Annotated in this window: 13 protein-coding genes, 1 pseudogene and 1 other annotated feature; of the genes and pseudogenes, 4 read left to right on the top strand and 10 right to left on the bottom strand. The window is 71.2% G+C overall.

What is annotated here, in order from left to right:
• Positions 1 to 295: 295 nt before the first annotated feature.
• The 3 genes and pseudogenes from HDA33_RS10930 to HDA33_RS10920 form a co-directional block, all read right to left on the bottom strand.
• Positions 296 to 1515 (bottom strand): annotated as a pseudogene (locus HDA33_RS10930) (IS3 family transposase).
• Positions 1112 to 1243 (bottom strand) — a sequence feature (AL1L pseudoknot). Its footprint overlaps the pseudogene before it by 132 nt.
• Before the next feature lie 487 nt (positions 1516 to 2002).
• Entirely contained in the window at positions 2003 to 4117 is a 2115-nt protein-coding gene (locus HDA33_RS10925) for an ABC transporter ATP-binding protein (protein WP_184173212.1), read from the bottom strand.
• Complete coding sequence (locus tag HDA33_RS10920) at positions 4114 to 5871, bottom strand: ABC transporter ATP-binding protein (RefSeq protein ID WP_184173211.1); 1758 nt, start codon at positions 5869 to 5871, stop codon at positions 4114 to 4116. Before HDA33_RS10920 ends, HDA33_RS10925 begins: the two co-directional genes overlap by 4 nt.
• A 433-nt stretch (positions 5872 to 6304) precedes the next feature.
• Between HDA33_RS10920 and HDA33_RS10915 the strand changes: the two genes are divergently transcribed.
• Positions 6305 to 6937: a YdhK family protein gene (locus HDA33_RS10915; RefSeq protein WP_184173209.1), complete on the top strand. Its 633-nt coding sequence runs from the start codon at positions 6305 to 6307 to the stop codon at positions 6935 to 6937.
• Positions 6938 to 7098: 161 nt separating this feature from the next.
• On the opposite strand, the gene HDA33_RS10910 is transcribed toward HDA33_RS10915, so the two are convergent.
• A complete protein-coding gene (locus HDA33_RS10910; RefSeq protein ID WP_246416948.1) occupies positions 7099 to 7929 on the bottom strand; it encodes a MerR family transcriptional regulator in 831 nt (276 codons plus the stop codon).
• A gap of 119 nt (positions 7930 to 8048) precedes the next feature.
• Between HDA33_RS10910 and HDA33_RS10905 the strand changes: the two genes are divergently transcribed.
• The 3 genes from HDA33_RS10905 to HDA33_RS10895 all read left to right on the top strand — a co-directional run bounded on the left by HDA33_RS10905 (position 8049) and on the right by HDA33_RS10895 (position 10429).
• The gene (locus HDA33_RS10905; RefSeq protein ID WP_184173207.1) at positions 8049 to 9023 is read left to right on the top strand and encodes an acyl-CoA thioesterase; all 975 of its coding nucleotides are present in this window, start codon (positions 8049 to 8051) and stop codon (positions 9021 to 9023) included.
• Between the two features lie 159 nt (positions 9024 to 9182).
• Positions 9183 to 9554: a hypothetical protein gene (locus HDA33_RS10900; protein ID WP_184173205.1), complete on the top strand. Its 372-nt coding sequence runs from the start codon at positions 9183 to 9185 to the stop codon at positions 9552 to 9554.
• Between the two features lie 488 nt (positions 9555 to 10042).
• Entirely contained in the window at positions 10043 to 10429 is a 387-nt protein-coding gene (locus tag HDA33_RS10895) for a hypothetical protein (RefSeq protein WP_184173203.1), read from the top strand.
• Positions 10430 to 10464: 35 nt separating this feature from the next.
• Here HDA33_RS10895 and HDA33_RS10890 read toward each other — a convergent pair whose 3' ends face one another.
• The 6 genes from HDA33_RS10890 to HDA33_RS10865 form a co-directional block, all read right to left on the bottom strand.
• Positions 10465 to 10653 carry a hypothetical protein gene (locus HDA33_RS10890; RefSeq protein WP_158491725.1) on the bottom strand — a complete coding sequence of 63 codons (189 nt, stop codon included), beginning with the start codon at positions 10651 to 10653 and terminating at the stop codon, positions 10465 to 10467.
• Between the two features lie 109 nt (positions 10654 to 10762).
• Positions 10763 to 11038: a metal-sensitive transcriptional regulator gene (locus tag HDA33_RS10885; protein WP_017489354.1), complete on the bottom strand. Its 276-nt coding sequence runs from the start codon at positions 11036 to 11038 to the stop codon at positions 10763 to 10765.
• 111 nt (positions 11039 to 11149) lie between these two features.
• Positions 11150 to 11917: a TSUP family transporter gene (locus HDA33_RS10880; RefSeq protein WP_184173201.1), complete on the bottom strand. Its 768-nt coding sequence runs from the start codon at positions 11915 to 11917 to the stop codon at positions 11150 to 11152.
• A 3-nt stretch (positions 11918 to 11920) separates the two neighbouring features.
• A complete protein-coding gene (locus HDA33_RS10875) occupies positions 11921 to 12514 on the bottom strand; it encodes a rhodanese-like domain-containing protein (RefSeq protein ID WP_017489356.1) in 594 nt (197 codons plus the stop codon).
• Positions 12515 to 12614: 100 nt separating this feature from the next.
• Positions 12615 to 14066, bottom strand: coding sequence for an MBL fold metallo-hydrolase (locus HDA33_RS10870; protein WP_184173199.1), 1452 nt, complete (start codon positions 14064 to 14066; stop codon positions 12615 to 12617).
• Positions 14067 to 14244: 178 nt separating this feature from the next.
• Entirely contained in the window at positions 14245 to 15513 is a 1269-nt protein-coding gene (locus HDA33_RS10865) for a phospholipase D-like domain-containing protein (protein WP_184173197.1), read from the bottom strand.

Raw genomic sequence — 15513 nt, 5'->3', positions numbered from 1 at the left:
CATGATGTTCCTCCTCCGATCTAAAGCCCCTTGTGAGGTGCGTCACACGCTATGGCGTGGCCCGCTCAGCGTCAAGAGTTTTCTCAGATGCTTCACACACCCACGTTTGACCTTGCACCGGAATGCGCCCCGGCACGGCCGTTCCGCCGCGCGCTCGTAACAAAGGGCGCGGGGTGAGGTGGCCCAGCGGACGGGGCGGTTCATCCGTCGAACCCGTAGAGGACGGAGTCAGAGGGCACCTCGGGGCAGGCCTCCATGATCTCGGCGTTGAAGTGCCCTGGGTTTCGTTCCGAGGTCAAGACGCAACGGGCGCTGAGTCCTGGTCGTGAGTGTAGGCCGCCTCGACCTCCGCGGGGGTGAGGTAGTCCAGGGCCTCGTGGAGGCGGGTGGTGTTCCACCAGTGCACCCACCCCATGGTGGCCAGCTCGACCGCCTCGACGGACTCCCAGATCCGCTTGGCGTGGATGAGCTCGGCCTTGTAGAGCCCGTTCACGCTCTCGGCCAGGGCGTTGTCGTAAGAGTCGCCCACGGTGCCCACTGAGGCGCTCACCCCGGCGGTGATGAGCGCATCCGAGCAGGCCAAGCTGACTACCGCGATCCGAGTGGTGCACCAGGCCCTGGCGGCCACGGCTGGCGCCAGTGCTCAGCAGCGCGCGCTCCAAGGCCAGCAGCGGCAGCCCCACGGTGTGAAGGCTGCCCGAGACAGCCCATCCCACGATGCGCCGGGAGTAGACGTCGGTGATGAACGCGACGTAGCAGAACCCGCCCAGGATCCTGACGTAGGTGATGTCAGCGACCCACAGCTGGTTCGGCCGCTCGGCGGTGAAGCAACGTTCCACGAGATTAGGGCGGGCGTCTGTCTCTCCTGCAGGGCGGGTCGTGATCGGCTTGCGGCCACGGCGGATTCCCTGCAGGCCGGCGGTACGCATGAGACGGGCGACCTGGTCCCGGCCGATCTCCCACCCGGCGCGGGCCATCGCATGGTGCATCTTGCGGACGCCGTAGACGCTGTAGTTCTCCATGTGAATCCGGCGGAGTTCCTCGAGCAGCAGGACGTCTCGCAGGGCCCGCGCGGAGGCCGGTCGTGTCTTCGCGGCGCGGTAGCTCACGTCGAGGTGATGAACCCACATTCCGTCGCACGAAGGGTGCGGCAGATGGCCTCGACCCCGAACTGATCGAGGTGTTCGTCGATGAACGCGATCATCTCGTCGTGGGGCGGTCGAGCTCCGCTGCGAAAAAAGCCGAGGCGGCCTTGAGGATCTCGTTCGCGCGCCGCGCCTCGGCCAGCTCGCGTTTGAGCCTGCGGATCTCCTCCGCAGGGGTCTCTGAGACGGGTGCCTGAGCTATTTCGTGGCCGTGGCGTTGGCACCACATCCGCAAGGTCTCTTCGCTGACATCGAGCTGCGGGGCTACCGCCCGGATGGAATGCGAACGGGGCCCTCCTTGCGTGGCTTGGCGTTCCAGGACCATCCTGACCGCGCGCTCACGCAGCTCGGGGCTGAACTTCTTGGGCATGTTCCGATTCTCCTTCGTTGGGATCGGAACGAAACCCAGGGCGCTTCACTCTCCGCTGCACGCGAGGAGGATCCGTGATGCGGAGCGTCTGGGCCCGCCGTTCGAGAGCGGAGCGGTAGGCCGCTTCCTTCTCGGCCTCCGCCGTCAGGACCGGTTGAATCGCGACTGGCGGCGTCCACCGAGATGGACTCCATTCCTCCGGCGCTGTCGCGCCTGCGCAGTCAGCGACGTCCTGTCCTGCGGATCCGCCTTCATCCCCGCACGCGGCGAGATCGACAGTGAGCGCAAGCCCGACTGCCAGACCCCGGCCACGTCTCCCTGTGATGTCAGGCCCGCTCATGACCAGAAGCCCTCGGTCCCATGACGATCCTCCTCAGGATTCCAACCCGATATGAGCTACGTCACATAGTAGACGCTACCCCCCACAGCAAGGGATTCTCCTGGCCTCGTCAGGCCGTCCCGAGTCCCTTCACGCTCGCTGCAGTCATCACCGGGCGTCTTCTCCCGAGGCCGCACCGCCGCCGTCGTCCTCCCCGCCCTTGAACTGGCTCATGTAGAGCCGGTGGTAGGCGCCCCTGGCCGCGAGGAGCTCGGCGTGGTTGCCCTGCTCCACGATGTCCCCGTGCTCCATCACCAGGATCACGTCCGCGTCCCGGATGGTGCTCAGGCGGTGGGCGATCACGAAGGACGTGCGGTCAGAGCGCAACGCCGCCATGGCCTCCTGCACCAGCACCTCGGTGCGCGTGTCCACGGAGGAGGTGGCCTCGTCCAGGATCAGGAGCGAGGGCTGGGCCAGGAACGCACGGGCGATGGTGATGAGCTGCCGCTCGCCCGCGGACACGTTGGCGGCGTCCTGCTCGATCACGGTGTCGTAGCCCTCGGGCAGGGTGTGCACGAAACGGTCCACGTAGGTGGCCTTCGCCGCCGCGACGACCTCCTCGTCCGTGGCGTCGAGTCGGCCGTAGCGGATGTTCTCCCGGATGGTCCCGCCGAAGAGCACGGCGTCCTGGAGCACCATGCCGGTGGCGGCGCGCAGCTCGCCGCGGCTGACCGTGCGGGTGTCCACGCCGTCCAGCAGGATGCGACCGCCGTCCACCTCGTAGAACCGCATGATGAGGTTCACCAGCGTGGTCTTGCCCGCGCCGGTGGGGCCCACGATCGCGATCGTCTGCCCCGGCTCCGCCACCAGGTTCAGGTCCGTGATGAGCGGCTTCGCCTCCGTGTAGGAGAAGCGCACGTGCTCGAACTCCACGCGCCCCGCCACGGGCTGCGGGAGGTGGGCGACGTCGTCGTCCGCGGAGGCCCCCGTTTCCCGCACGGAAGCGTCCGCGGGCTCGGCGACGTCGTCGTCCGACGCGCGGCGCGCCACCTCGTCGTCCGAGTCCTGCTCGTCCTCGTCCAGCAGCTCGAAGATGCGCTCGGCCGAGGCCACGCCGGAGATCAGCATGTTGGACATGCCCGCCACCTGGCCCAGCGGCTGGTTGAACTCGCGCGAGTACTGGATGAACGCCGTCACCGCGCCGAGGGTCATCTGGCCGTTGGCCACGCGCAGTCCGCCCACCACGGCGATCCCCACGTACCCCAGCCAGTTCACCCACTGCATGATCGGCATGATCATCCCGGAGTAGAACTGCGCCTTGAACGAGGCCTCGTACATGGCCTCGTTGCGCTCGTCGAAGCGCTCGGCCATGTCCGCCTGCCGGCCGAACACCGTCACCAGCTCGTGCCCCGTGAAGGACTCCTCGATGTGCCCGTTGAGCCGGCCCGTCTCGCGCCACTGGGCGGTGAACAGCTTCTGGGACTTCGAGCCGATCACGCCCACCACCACGCCCGCGACCGGCAGCGCGATCAGCGCGATCAGCGCCAGCTGCCAGGACAGCCAGAACATCATGCCCACGATGCCGATGATCGTCAGCACCGAGTACACGAGCGTGGCGAACGCCTGCTGCATGGCCTGCTGCACGTTGTCCACGTCGTTGGTGGTGCGGGAGAGCAGGTCGCCGCGCTGGCGCGTGTCGAAGTAGCTCAGCGGCAGGCGATTCAGCTTCGCCTCGATGTCCTCGCGCAGCCGGAACACGATCCGCATCACGAGGTCGTTCAGCACGCGGCCCTGCAGCCACATGAACAGCTGCGCCACCACATACATCCCCAGCACGATCAGGATCAGCCGCGCCAGCTCCGCGAAGTCGATCCCCTGCCCGGGCACGAACGCCATGCCGGAGAGCATGTCCGCGGCCTGGCCCTGGCCCTGGCCGCGCAGCCCCTCGATCACCTGCTCGCGCGTCAGCCCGGCCGGCATGTCCCGGGAGATCAGGCCCCCGAAGATCACGTCCATGGCCTGGCCCAGCACGTGCGGCGCCCACACGTTGAGCACCACGGCCACCAGCACCATGAGCGAGACCAGGATCAGGCCCGTCCGCTCCGGCGCGAACAGGCCCAGCAGGCGCATCGCGGACGGCCAGAACGCCTTCGCCTTGCGGGGTGGCCCCTCGCCCCACTCGTCCGTGACGCCGGCCTCCTGGAACGCCGCGATCTCGGCGTCCGTCAGCTCCCCGGCCTCGCCCTGCGCCGCCGTGGAGCCGTGCTTCTCGGTCCCGCTCATGCCAGCTCCTCCGCGCGGACCTGCGAGTCCACGATCGCCTTGTACGTCTCGTTGCCGGCCAGCAGCTCGGCGTGCGTGCCGCGGCCGACCACGCGGCCCTCGTCCAGCACGATGATCTGGTCCGCCTCGGTGATGGTGGCCACCCGCTGGGCGACGACGATGCGCGTGGTGCCCGCCGCCGTCGCGTCCAGGGCGCCGCGCAGGCGGGCGTCCGTGGCGACGTCGAGCGCGGAGAACGAGTCGTCGAACAGCAGGATCCGCGGCCGTGCCACGAGGGCGCGCGCGATGGACAGCCGCTGGCGCTGGCCGCCCGAGACGTCCGTGCCGCCCTGCGAGAGGCGGGAGTCCAGCCCGGTGGCCGCCGTCTCCCCCTCGCCCGTGGTCCGCTCCCGCACGAAGCCCGCGGCCTGCGCCGTCTCCAGCGCGGCCCAGATCTCCTCCTCGGTGGCCTCGGGCGCGCCGAAGCGCATGTTCTCCGCCACCGTCCCCGAGAACAGGTACGGCTTCTGCGGGACCAGGGCGACGGCGCGCGTCAGCTCCGCCCGCGCCAGCTCGGTCACGGGCACCCCGTCGATCAGCACCTGCCCGGAGGTGGCGTCGTAGAGCCGCGGGATGAGGTTGACCAGCGTGGACTTGCCGGAGCCGGTGGCGCCGATGATCGCCGTCGTGCTGCCCGGCGCCACGGTGAAGCTCACCCCGTCCAGCACCGGGGCCTCGGCCCCGGGGTACGCGAAGGTCACGTCTCGCAGCTCGACGGCGCCGCGCGGGTCCGCCGGCGTCACCGGGTTCACCGGCTCGGCCAGGGTGGGGACGGTGTCCAGGACCTCGCCGATGCGCCCGGCCGAGACCACGGCGCGCGGAAGCATCATCATCATGAAGGTGCCCATCATCACCGCCATGAGGATCTGCAGCAGGTACTGCATGAACGCGGTGAGCGCGCCGACCTCCACGAGGCCGTCCGCCACGCGGTGGCCGCCGAACCACAGCACCGCCGCCGTGGCCAGGTGCAGGATCATGGTGATCACGGGGCCCAGCAGCACGAACAGCCGGCCGATCAGCACCGAGGTGCGCGTCAGGGCCGCGTTGGCGTCCGAGAAGCGGGCGGACTCGTGCGGCTCGCGCACGAACGCGCGGACCACGCGGATGCCCATGACCTGCTCACGCATCACGCCGTTGACGCGGTCGATGTCGTCCTGCATGCGCTGGAACAGCGGCATCAGCTTCGCCACGATCCACGCCACGATCACCAGCAGCACCGGCACCGAGACCCACACGAGCCAGGACAGTCCCGGGTCCTCCCGGACGGCCATGATGATGCCGCCGATCGCCATGATCGGCACCGCCACCATGAAGTTCAAGCCCATGAGGGTGACCATCTGGACCTGGTTCACGTCGTTCGTGCCGCGCGTGATGAGCGTGGGCGCGCCGAAGCGGCCCAGCTCCTCCGCGGAGAACCCGTCCACGCGCGTGTACACGGCGCGGCGCAGGTCCCGGCCGATGCCCATGGCCACCTTCGCGCCGAACCACACGGCCACGATCGCCGCGATCACCTGCACGAGCGCGACACCCAGCATCACCAGGCCCAGGTCCCAGATGCGGTCCGTGTCCCCGCGGGCCACGCCCTCGTCGATGATGCGGGCGTTGAGGCTGGGCAGGTACAGCATGGCCAGCGTGCTGATCAGCTGCAGCACGACGACGGCCGTCACGGCGCCCAGGTAGGGGCGGCCGTGGCGGCGCAGCAGGGTCCAGAGCATGGTGTCCTCGGGATCGTGGGGCGGGATGGCGTGGGGGGTGGGGTGGCGTGGCGGCTGGGCGGGGCGGCGGAGGCGAGTCGGCGCGAGCACGCGGTGGAGGCGGACCGGGGCGGGCCGGCGTCGTGGTGGACGGGTCCATTGTGCACCCGGGGCCGGACACGACAGGCGCGTCCCCTCCTCGCCCCAGGTCAGGGCTTCGCGCTCCCGCCGAGATCGCCTTCGTGCGGGAAACGGGAGGCTCTCGTCTCCCCCTCGACAGCGGGAGGCTCCCGTTTCCCGCACGAAAGCGGTGGCCGGTGAGCGGCGGGGCGGCGGCGCGTGACGCCGCCCGGCCCATGGGAGTACAGTGCAGGATACCCCCGAGGGGTATATAGCCGCTCGTGGCGTCACCCGCGACCGGCACACCGAGCACACCGAGCACAAGGAGAGTCCCATGAAGACCCGTCGTCTCACCCTGGCCGCCGTCGGCATCCTCGCCTCCGCCGGCCTCATCACCGGCTGCTCCACCGCGGACGACGCCGGCCCGTCCGCCTCGCCCTCGTCCGGCCAGTCCGCGGCGACGTCGTCGTCGCAGCCCGCCTCCGAGTCCGGCAGCGCCTCGGAGTCCGCCTCCGGCGGCGGCCACGGCCACATGGACCACAAGATGGACGGCGGCCCGGCGCCCGAGGGCATCGCCGAGGCCGCGTCCCCCGCCCACCCCGTGGGCAGCGAGGTCACCCTGACCGCGGACCACATGCCCGGGATGGACGGGGCCACGGCCACGATCACCGGCGCCTTCGACACCACCACCTACTCCGTCGACTACACCCCCACCACCGGCGGGGAGCCCGTGAAGGACCACAAGTGGGTGGTGCACGAGGAGCTGCAGGACACCGGCGACGCCCCGCTCCAGGTGGGCGACACCGCCGTCATGGAGGCCGAGCACATGGCCGGCATGAAGGGCGCCGAGGCCACCGTCGCCTCCGTCACGGACGAGACCGTCTACATGGTCGACTACACCGCGGACGGCATGACCATGACGAACCACAAGTGGGTCGTCGAGAGCGAGATCCAGCCGAAGGGCTGACCCGCGCCCCGAGACCACTTTCGTGCGGGAAACGGGAGGCTCCCGTTTCCCGCACGAAAACGGGGTGGGTGGGGTGGGTGGGTCGGGAGGGGCCGCAAGGCTCCCGTTTCCCGCACGAAAGCACCCGGGGAGGCTCCCGTTTCCCGCACGAAAGCGTGGGGTCAGTCGTCGCGCTCGAGGCGGTCGGCGTTGGCGTGAATCGCGTCCCGCAGGTAGGCGGCGAGGCCGGGCTCGACGTCGTCGTAGGTCTTGGCGAACCGCGGGTCCGCCGCGTACATGTCCCCCAGGCCCCGGTGCATGGCCGGGCTGACCTCGTAGAACCAGCGGGTGATGTGGGCGCGGGCCGCCTCGGCGGCGTCCATCGCGGCCGCCGACGACGCCGGCTCCCCGGCCCGCAACGCGGCCGCGGCGAGCCCGGTGGCCGCCTCCTGCTCGGCCTTGATCCGCTCCCAGTCCTGCTTCGAGTAGTGCTTCGTCCGCCGCGCGGACTCGGCCCACGCGTCCGTCTCGCCCCATCGCTGCTCGGCCTCGGCCTGGTAGCCGTCGAACTCCTCGGCGTACTCGTCGCCGAAGAGCTCGCGCAGCTCGGCGTCGGTCAGGTCCAGGTCCGGGCGGGTGCCGGGGCGGCGGGGGGTGCTCTCGTTCTCCATGATGTCCTCTTCTCTCTCGTCCGCGGACCGCCCGAGCGCTTCGTCCAGCGCGCGCCCGAGGCGGGTCAGCTCGTCGATGCGGGCGGCCACCAGCTCGCGCTGCCGCACGAGCGCGGCGCGGCGGTCGGCCGTCGCGTCCGGGATGTCCTCCAGGCCGAAGCCGAGGCGCCGGTAGGCCACGACCTCCTGCAACCGGGCGACGTCGTCGGGGCCGTAGAGCCGGTAGCCCGCGGCGCTGCGGGCGGCCGGGCGGACCAGGCCGATCGCGTCGTAGTGATGCAGGGTGCGCACCGTGACGCCCGTGAGCGCCGCGACCTCGCCGACCGTCATCGTCTCCTTCATGCACACCAGTGGACCCCCTCACGCCGCGTGAGGGTCAAGTCCGCCGCGCCCGCCTCGCGCCCGCCCGCACCCGCGCCGCACCCGTCCCCTCCGCCGCGCGGGCCTGCCATCATGGGCCCATGACCGAGCAGCGCCGCCACGAGGTGACCCTCCGCTTCCTCGCCGCCCCCACGGACCAGGGCCACACCGGCACCGTGGACGCCGGCCGCGTCCTCGAGTGGGTGGACAAGGCGGCCTTCGCCGCGGCCACCGCGTGGGCGGGCAGCTACTGCGTCACCGCGTACGTGGGCAACATCCACTTCCGCCAGCCCGTGCTCGTGGGGCAGATGGTGGAGGTCACCGGCACGGTGCTGCACACCGGCCGCAGCTCCATGCACATCAACACGGTGGTCAGCGCGGGCGACCCCAAGACCGGCGAGCTCACCGAGGCCGCGCGCTGCCTCGTGATCTTCGTGGCGGTGGAGGAGGGCAAGCCGGTGCCGGTGCCGGAGTTCGTGCCGCGCACGCTGGAGCAGGAGCTGGCGGCGGAGTACGCGGTCTCGCGGATCGCGGTGCGGGACGAGATCCAGGCCGCCATGGAGGGCCAGCGCTACACGGACGCCGGCACCGCGGACCGCACGGTGCTGCGCTTCCTGGCCGCCCCCACGGACGTGAACTGGGGCGGGAAGGTCCACGGCGGCATCGTGATGGAGTGGATCGACACGGCCGCCTACCTGTGCTCCACCCGCTGGGCGGGCCGGGAGACGGTGGCCGTGTTCTCCGGCGGGGTGCGCTTCTACCGGCCGCTGCACATCGGCGACCTCGTGGAGGTCGAGGCCCGGCTGATCTACACGGGCGAGAAGGGCATGCACGTGGCGGTCCACGTGCGCTCGGGCGACCCCAAGACCGCGCAGCTCGAGCTGACCACGTACTGCCTCACGGTGATGGTGGCCCGGGACGACGACGGCGACGCGGTCCCTGTGCCCGCCTGGGAGCCCGTCTCCCACGAGGACAAGGCCCTGTGGCAGCACGCCCGCGACCTGCTGGAGATCCGCGGGCGCGCGCCGGGCAACCGGCTGCCGAACCACCTGCTCGCCGAGCGCGGCGAGGACTGAGGCGGGCCCACCGCCGTGGGCCCGCGGCACCGCTCTCCATTGCTGCGCGTGACGCACACCACTAACGTGCCCATCATGCGTAGCTCACGCACACATTCGACATCGAGGTCACAGCATGGAGGCGCTGCCCTCGCCGCCCTCGCTATCCTCTTCCCTCCTTTGACCCCGACGTCAGCGGCAGCCATGCCGTATCGGTGCAACTCGGTCGATCCCATCGTCAACCCCATCAAGCCGGCGTCCATCGCGACCGTGGATGACGGCGGTCAGTTCCACACCGACTGTGGTGGAGCCGGGATGGCCGGGTTCACTTTCAGTCGCAGCGGTTCCACCTACTTCCGCATGGATCTCATCACAGGGAACAACACGTACCGCGTGGGCACGGGCAAAGCCACGGACTGGGCGTTGAACAAGGACACGGCCGGGCACGGGGGAAAGGCATGGAAACTCAAGGACACGGCCGGTTCCATCCGAGCCTCCATCTACGCGGACGGCAAATTCGCCTGCGACCGCTACAGCCAGTGCGCGGCATGAATGGGGCGCCCGCGGTTGGGGACACCTGTTCGCCCAGCACACGTCGGGTGCAGGTCCAACTCGGCAACGGGTCCGTTGCCGCGGTCCTCATCGACGATGAGGAGGGAGTCGCAGCCCGCCACATCGCCCTCGAGGACCACCCGTCCCTCTTCGGGCTTCAGATGCGACTGCATCCGTCGGACGACGGCAGCGGGGTCACGGTCGAGGCGCTGAAGTCAGGCCTGTTCGGTGCCCTCACGACGTGCGGGTCGGCCGCCATCCCCCGCGACGCAGGCGACGTCCGATGGCTCCATGGGCCGGAGCGCTCCGACGCCGGGCTCCTGCTCTCAGGCATCGTGGAGGCGATCGCCCAGGGCGCACCCGAGGGTGCCCTGCTGCGCCCGCGGCATGCACCCCCTCGAGCACGAGCCCACAGGACCGGCGCGTGGGACGCGCTTGAGGTCCGAGGCAGACCCGGCGGACTCCCGGCGGACCACTCTCCTTCGGATGTGCAACGTGCCCTGGGCGGGACCTGGGACATCCGGGCCGACGATGCTCCGGACCTGATGCTCGAAGCGCGCATCTGGTTCGCCCACCAGGAAGCCGATGCCGGGGACGTCGTCACCCTCCTTGCCGCGTCCTGGCACGGACCCGGCGCCGAGCAGCCCTGGCACACGGAGCTGCACATCACGCACCGGCGCGAAGTCGGCCGCACCGAGTTCGTCGTCATCGACGGCTCCACGGCGGACGAGTGGATGCTCGCCCACGCCGTGCACCTCGTCGGCCAGGGGCTCCGGTGGATCATGCATCCAGCGCCGCACCCGGACCGCACCGGCCCCGTCGAGGAGGCGCTCCTGGCCTTCGTCAGCGCCCTCGCGAACGAATTGGACGCGTGATTCGACAGGGCAGGGCGTGAGGCGACCCGCCGGGCTCACCGGTTGAACAGACGCGCGAGGAAGCCCTGGGGCTTCTGGGCACGGGCGGCGTCGACCTCGGCGTCCGAATGGCGCCCGTCGCACCACTGCCCGGCGGGGACGGTGGCCTTCACGGAGGCGACGTGCTGGCCGCAGCCGGCCCAGGTGGTCTTGCCGCAGACGTCACAGGTGGCAGGACGGCACATGATGGTGGTTCCTCTCTTCAGGGGTGGCCGCGCCGGTCGGCGCGGGCCGGGGTCGTGGTCGGGGCGAGGCGCCCGGCGCGACCGCGCCGGGTGCCTCGCCCCGAGCCGGTCAGGCCAGGGACAGGAAGAGCTTCTCCAGCTCCTCCACGGTGAGGCCCTCGTCCTCGCGGGCCCGCTCCGGGTCCGCCACGCAGTTCTTCATGGCGGAGGAGACGATCGCGAAGCCCGCCCGGTCCAGGGCGGTGGAGACGGCGGAGAGCTGCGTGACGACGTCGCGGCAGCTGCCCTCCCCCTCCACCTCGCGGATCACGGCGTCGAGCTGGCCGCGGGCACGCTTGAGGCGGTTGAGGATCTTGCGCTGGGTCTCGGGGTCGGCGCTGCGCATGGCGTGTCCTTTCGGCGGAGGGGCGGGGACGGCGGTCGAGGAACCGGGAGGCCAGGATACCCCCGGGGGTGTCACCGGATCGGTGGACGGGTCATCCGGGGACACGGCCGCTCAGGCCAGCAGCCCCACGAGCTCGGTGACGAGCATGACCACGCCCATCGCCAGCACGAACCAGCCGAAGCCCCTCTTCAGGGCCTTGTCCGGCACGCGGTTGACCAGGGCGGCCCCGATCAGCGCGCCGAGCACGGCCACGCCGGTCACCGCGAGCAGGAACGGCCAGTCCAGGGTTACCGAGGTGAGGTAGCCGCCGAGGCCGGCGAAGGACTTCAGCGCGATCACCAGCAGGGACGTGCCCACGGCCGCGGACATCGGCAGCCCCGCGAGCAGCACGAGGGCCGGCACCACGAGGAAGCCGCCGCCCGCGCCGACGATCCCGGTCACGAAGCCCACCACGACGCCGTCGAGCACGATCCTGCCCAGGGCCCGGCCCGGAGCGTGGCCGCCCTCGGCGGGCGCCGCCGTCGGGCGCTTCGGCCGGATCATGGCCCACGCGGTGACCAGCATCATCACGGCGAACGCGATGAGCAGCACCGTGCCCGGCAGGAACCCGCCGACCACGCCGCCCAGGGCCGCGCCCACCATGCCGGCCAGGCCGAACACCAGGCCCGTCCGCCAGCGCACGTTGCCGGCCCGCGCGTGCAGGCCCACGGACACCAGCGAGGTCACGCCGACGACGAACAGCGAGCCGGCGATCGCCTCCTTCGGGTCCAGGCCGGCCACGTAGGTCAGCAGCGGCACCATGAGGATGGACCCGCCGCCGCCCATGAGGCCCAGGAGCAGGCCCACGGCGACGGCCAGGCCCACGGCGAGCCAGGCCACGGGTCAGGCCTTCCGCGCCGCGCCCGCGGGCAGCGCGCCCAGGACCTCGGAGGCCGGGCGCTCCCGGTCCTGGCGGTTCCAGGGCATGCGGTCCAGGACCGAGACCATGGCGCACGTGTTGGACAGGGCCGAGTACACGAGGCCGCCGCCCACGCCGCCGGCCAGCAGCGCGAGGCGCTTGGAGCCGATCTGGGATGCGATCACGCCGGCGAGCACCAGGGAGCCGGCGGTCATGCGGACCTGCCGCTCCATGCCCCAGCCGGTGCCGCGGCGGACCACGTCGCCGCCGGCCTGTGCGTAGGAGCCGATGCCGCCGGAGAGCACGGCCGCCTCGGTGAACCCGGCGCCGGTCAGCCGCTGCTGGGCGTCCGAGGCGCGGACACCGGAGGCGCACACGAGCACCACGTCGCCGTGGAGGCGCTCGGCCACGTCCCGGACGTGCTCCTTGAGGGTGTCCAGCGGGACGTTGTACGAGCCGGCGATGTGCTCCACCGCGAACTCGGCGGGAGTGCGGACGTCGATCACGAAGGCCGTGCCGGCCTCGGTGCGCTCGAGCAGCTCCTCGGGGCTGACGGGGGTCAGGGTCATGGCGGTCATGCGTTCTCCTTCAGGAAAGGCGGTTCAGGGGAAGAGGGGCCCGACGGCGGCGCGGACGGGGATGGGTGCACACGCGCCGCCGCCGGGGGTCGGGGGGAGGTCAGGCGCGGGTGCGGCCGAGCCAGCCGAGGTACGAGCCCTCGAGCTCGACGACGTCGAAGCCGGCGCGGCGCAGGGACTGCGCGGCCACGACGTTGCGCAGGCCGGACTGGCAGAAGGTCACGAGGGTCGCGTCCTTCGGCAGCTCGCCCTGGTGGAAGAGCACCTTGCCGGAGTTGAGCTGCGCGGCCTCGGCGCCGCCGGAGGCGGGCACGGTGCCCTCGGCGTGCTCGGTGCGGTTGCGCACGTCCAGCAGGGCCAGGCCGCCTTCGCCGGGGGCCGCGTCGGCGGTCGCCGGGACCACGTCGCCGGCGTCGATGCGCCGCTGCAGCTCCTCGGGGGAGATCACGGCGGCGGGCTGCAGCTCGAACCCGTCCAGGGAGGTGACGAACGCGTCCGCGGCATCCACGCCCACGCGGATCATGTGGGAGCGGATGGCCTCGGCGTCGTCCTGGTCGTCGGCCAGGAGGATGATCGCGGCGTCGTCCTGCTCCGGGTCGTAGGCCCAGCCGATGTGGGTGGCGGCCTTGTCCTTGGCGGGCAGGGCCAGGGCGCCCGGCACGGTGCCGGCGTGGATCTCGTCCACGGAGCGGGTGTCCGCGAGGACGTCGCCGGCGGCGACGCGGGCCACGGCCTGCTCGCCGGTCAGCTCGGCCAGCGGGGTGAGCTCGCCGAGGACGGCGGGGCCCAGCTTGTTCTGCTTCTTCATCCGCGCGAAGTAGGCGTGGGCGTCCGGCTGGCCGTCGAGCAGCTCGTCCACGAAGCCCTGCTCGTCGTCGTTCGCCACGTACTCGGCCCACCAGGCGTAGGTGCGCTCGTAGCCGACGGTGGTGGAGGGCAGGGCGCCGAGGGCCTTGCCGCAGGCGGAGCCGGAGCCGTGGCCCGGGAAGACCTGGACGTGGTCCGGCAGGCCCACGAACTTCTCCTTGAGCGAGCGGAAGAGCTGCTTGGCGCCGGCGAAGCGGGTGTCCTGGAAGCCGGCGGCCTCGTCCAGCAGGTCGGGGCGGCCGAGGTCGCCGGAGAACACGAAGTCGCCGGTGAGGTAGTAGCCGGGGGCCTGCGCGAACGCGCCGTCGGTGATCAGGTAGCCCAGGTGCTCCGGGGTGTGGCCCGGGGTGTGCTGGGCGGTCACGGTGATGTTGCCGAGGGTGATCACGTCGCCGTCGTGCAGCAGGTTGCCCTCGAAGCCGTAGGTCCAGTCCTCGCCGCCCTCGCCGGAGACGTGGATCTGCGCGCCGGTGCGGGCCGCGAGCTCGCGGGTGCCGGAGAGGAAGTCGGCGTGGATGTGGGTCTCGGTGACGTGGGTGATCGTCATGCCGTGGTGGGCGGCGAGGTCCAGGTACTCCTGGACGTCGCGGCGGGGGTCCACCACGATCGCCTCGTTCTTCGTCTGGCAGCCGATGAAGTAGCTCGCCTGGGCCAGGTCCTCGTCGTAGATGCGCTCGAGCAGCATGGGGATCCTCCTGGGTGATGCGGTGGGCCGGGGGCGGGGGTCGAAGGGCTCTCCCGGATACCCCCTGGGGTATGTCGGAACGAGCGTAGAACATACCCCCTGGGGTATGCAACTCCGAGGGCGGGGTCGACCCGGGGACCGGCCTGGGGCCGGGATTCAGGGGCGCGTCAGGAACGCGTCAGAGCAGCGGGCGCAGCGGCACGAGCAGCCGCTCCACCATGCGGGCCACGCCGTGGCGGTCCTGCCAGCGCGGGGACTCCACGCGCTCGGACCGCTCCGCGTCGATCGCGAAGATCTCCTCCATGCGGGCCGCGAAGTCGCGGTCCACCACCACCACGTTGGACTCGTAGTTGAAGCCCAGGGAGAGGCGGTCGATGTTCGCCGTGCCCACGGTGGACCAGATGCCGTCCACCGTGGCCGTCTTCGCGTGGATCATGCTCGCCTTGTAGAGCAGGATCGTGATGCCCGCCTCGAGCATCTCCGCGTAGAACCCGCGCGAGGCCCAGTCCGCCACGATGTGGTTGGAGTCCTGCGGCACCATCACCTGCACGTCCACGCCGCGCCGCGCCGCGTGCAGCAGCGCCTGGAGGACCTGCTGGTCCGGGATGAAGTACGGCGTGTTGATGAAGATCCGGTGCTGGGCCCGCTGGATGGCCTCGAGGTAGGTGAGGCGGATCGGGTAGACGAGCAGCGGCGGCTGGTTGGCGGAGACGGTGACCCGCGGGTCCCAGGACTCCGGCGGACGCCAGCTCATCTGCTCGCCCTCTCGGTGGTGGGCGTTCCACTTGATGGAGATGGACTGGTCCAGCGCCCACACGGCCGGGCCGCGCTCGCACACGTGGGTGTCGCGCCAGAACGTGGCGTAGTCGTCGCCGATGTTGAAGCCGCCCACGAAGCCGATCTCGTCGTCGACCACCATGATCTTCGAGTGGTTGAACCCGGTGTTCCGCACCGGGCCCCGCCAGAACGGCCGGGCGAAGGCGGGGAGCCGGAAGACGCGGATGCGGGGGTCCAGCTGCCGGTAGAACGCGCGCGGCACCACGAGGTTGCCGAAGCCGTCGTAGGAGACGTAGACCTCCACGCCGCGGGCGGCCGCCCGGTTGAAGGCCTCGATGAAGCGCTGGCCGGTGGGGTCGGCCTTCCAGATGTACGTCTCGAACTTCACGATCCGCTCGGCGGAGTCGATCGCGGAGAGCATCTCCTCGTAGAGGTCCTCGCCGGACGTGAAGATCCGCAGGTGGGAGTCCTTCACCGGGGCGTCGAACACGCCCGGGTTGTGCGCCGGACGGCGACGGCGGCCCCGGCGCTTGACCATGTCCACCCCGGTGAGGCCCGCGGCCACGGCCATGGGCACGCCCACCAGGCCCGCGCCGGCGGCCAGGGCGGCGCCGCGGACGATGCGGCGGACCGGGTTGTGATGCAGCGGCGACGCGGGGAGGGGGCTCAT

Origin of the sequence: Micrococcus endophyticus (assembly GCF_014205115.1) — a bacterium.
GTDB classification, from domain to species: domain Bacteria; phylum Actinomycetota; class Actinomycetes; order Actinomycetales; family Micrococcaceae; genus Micrococcus; species Micrococcus endophyticus.
Note: the sequence above shows the minus strand (reverse complement) of the source record. Positions and strands in the feature narration are given on the sequence as shown.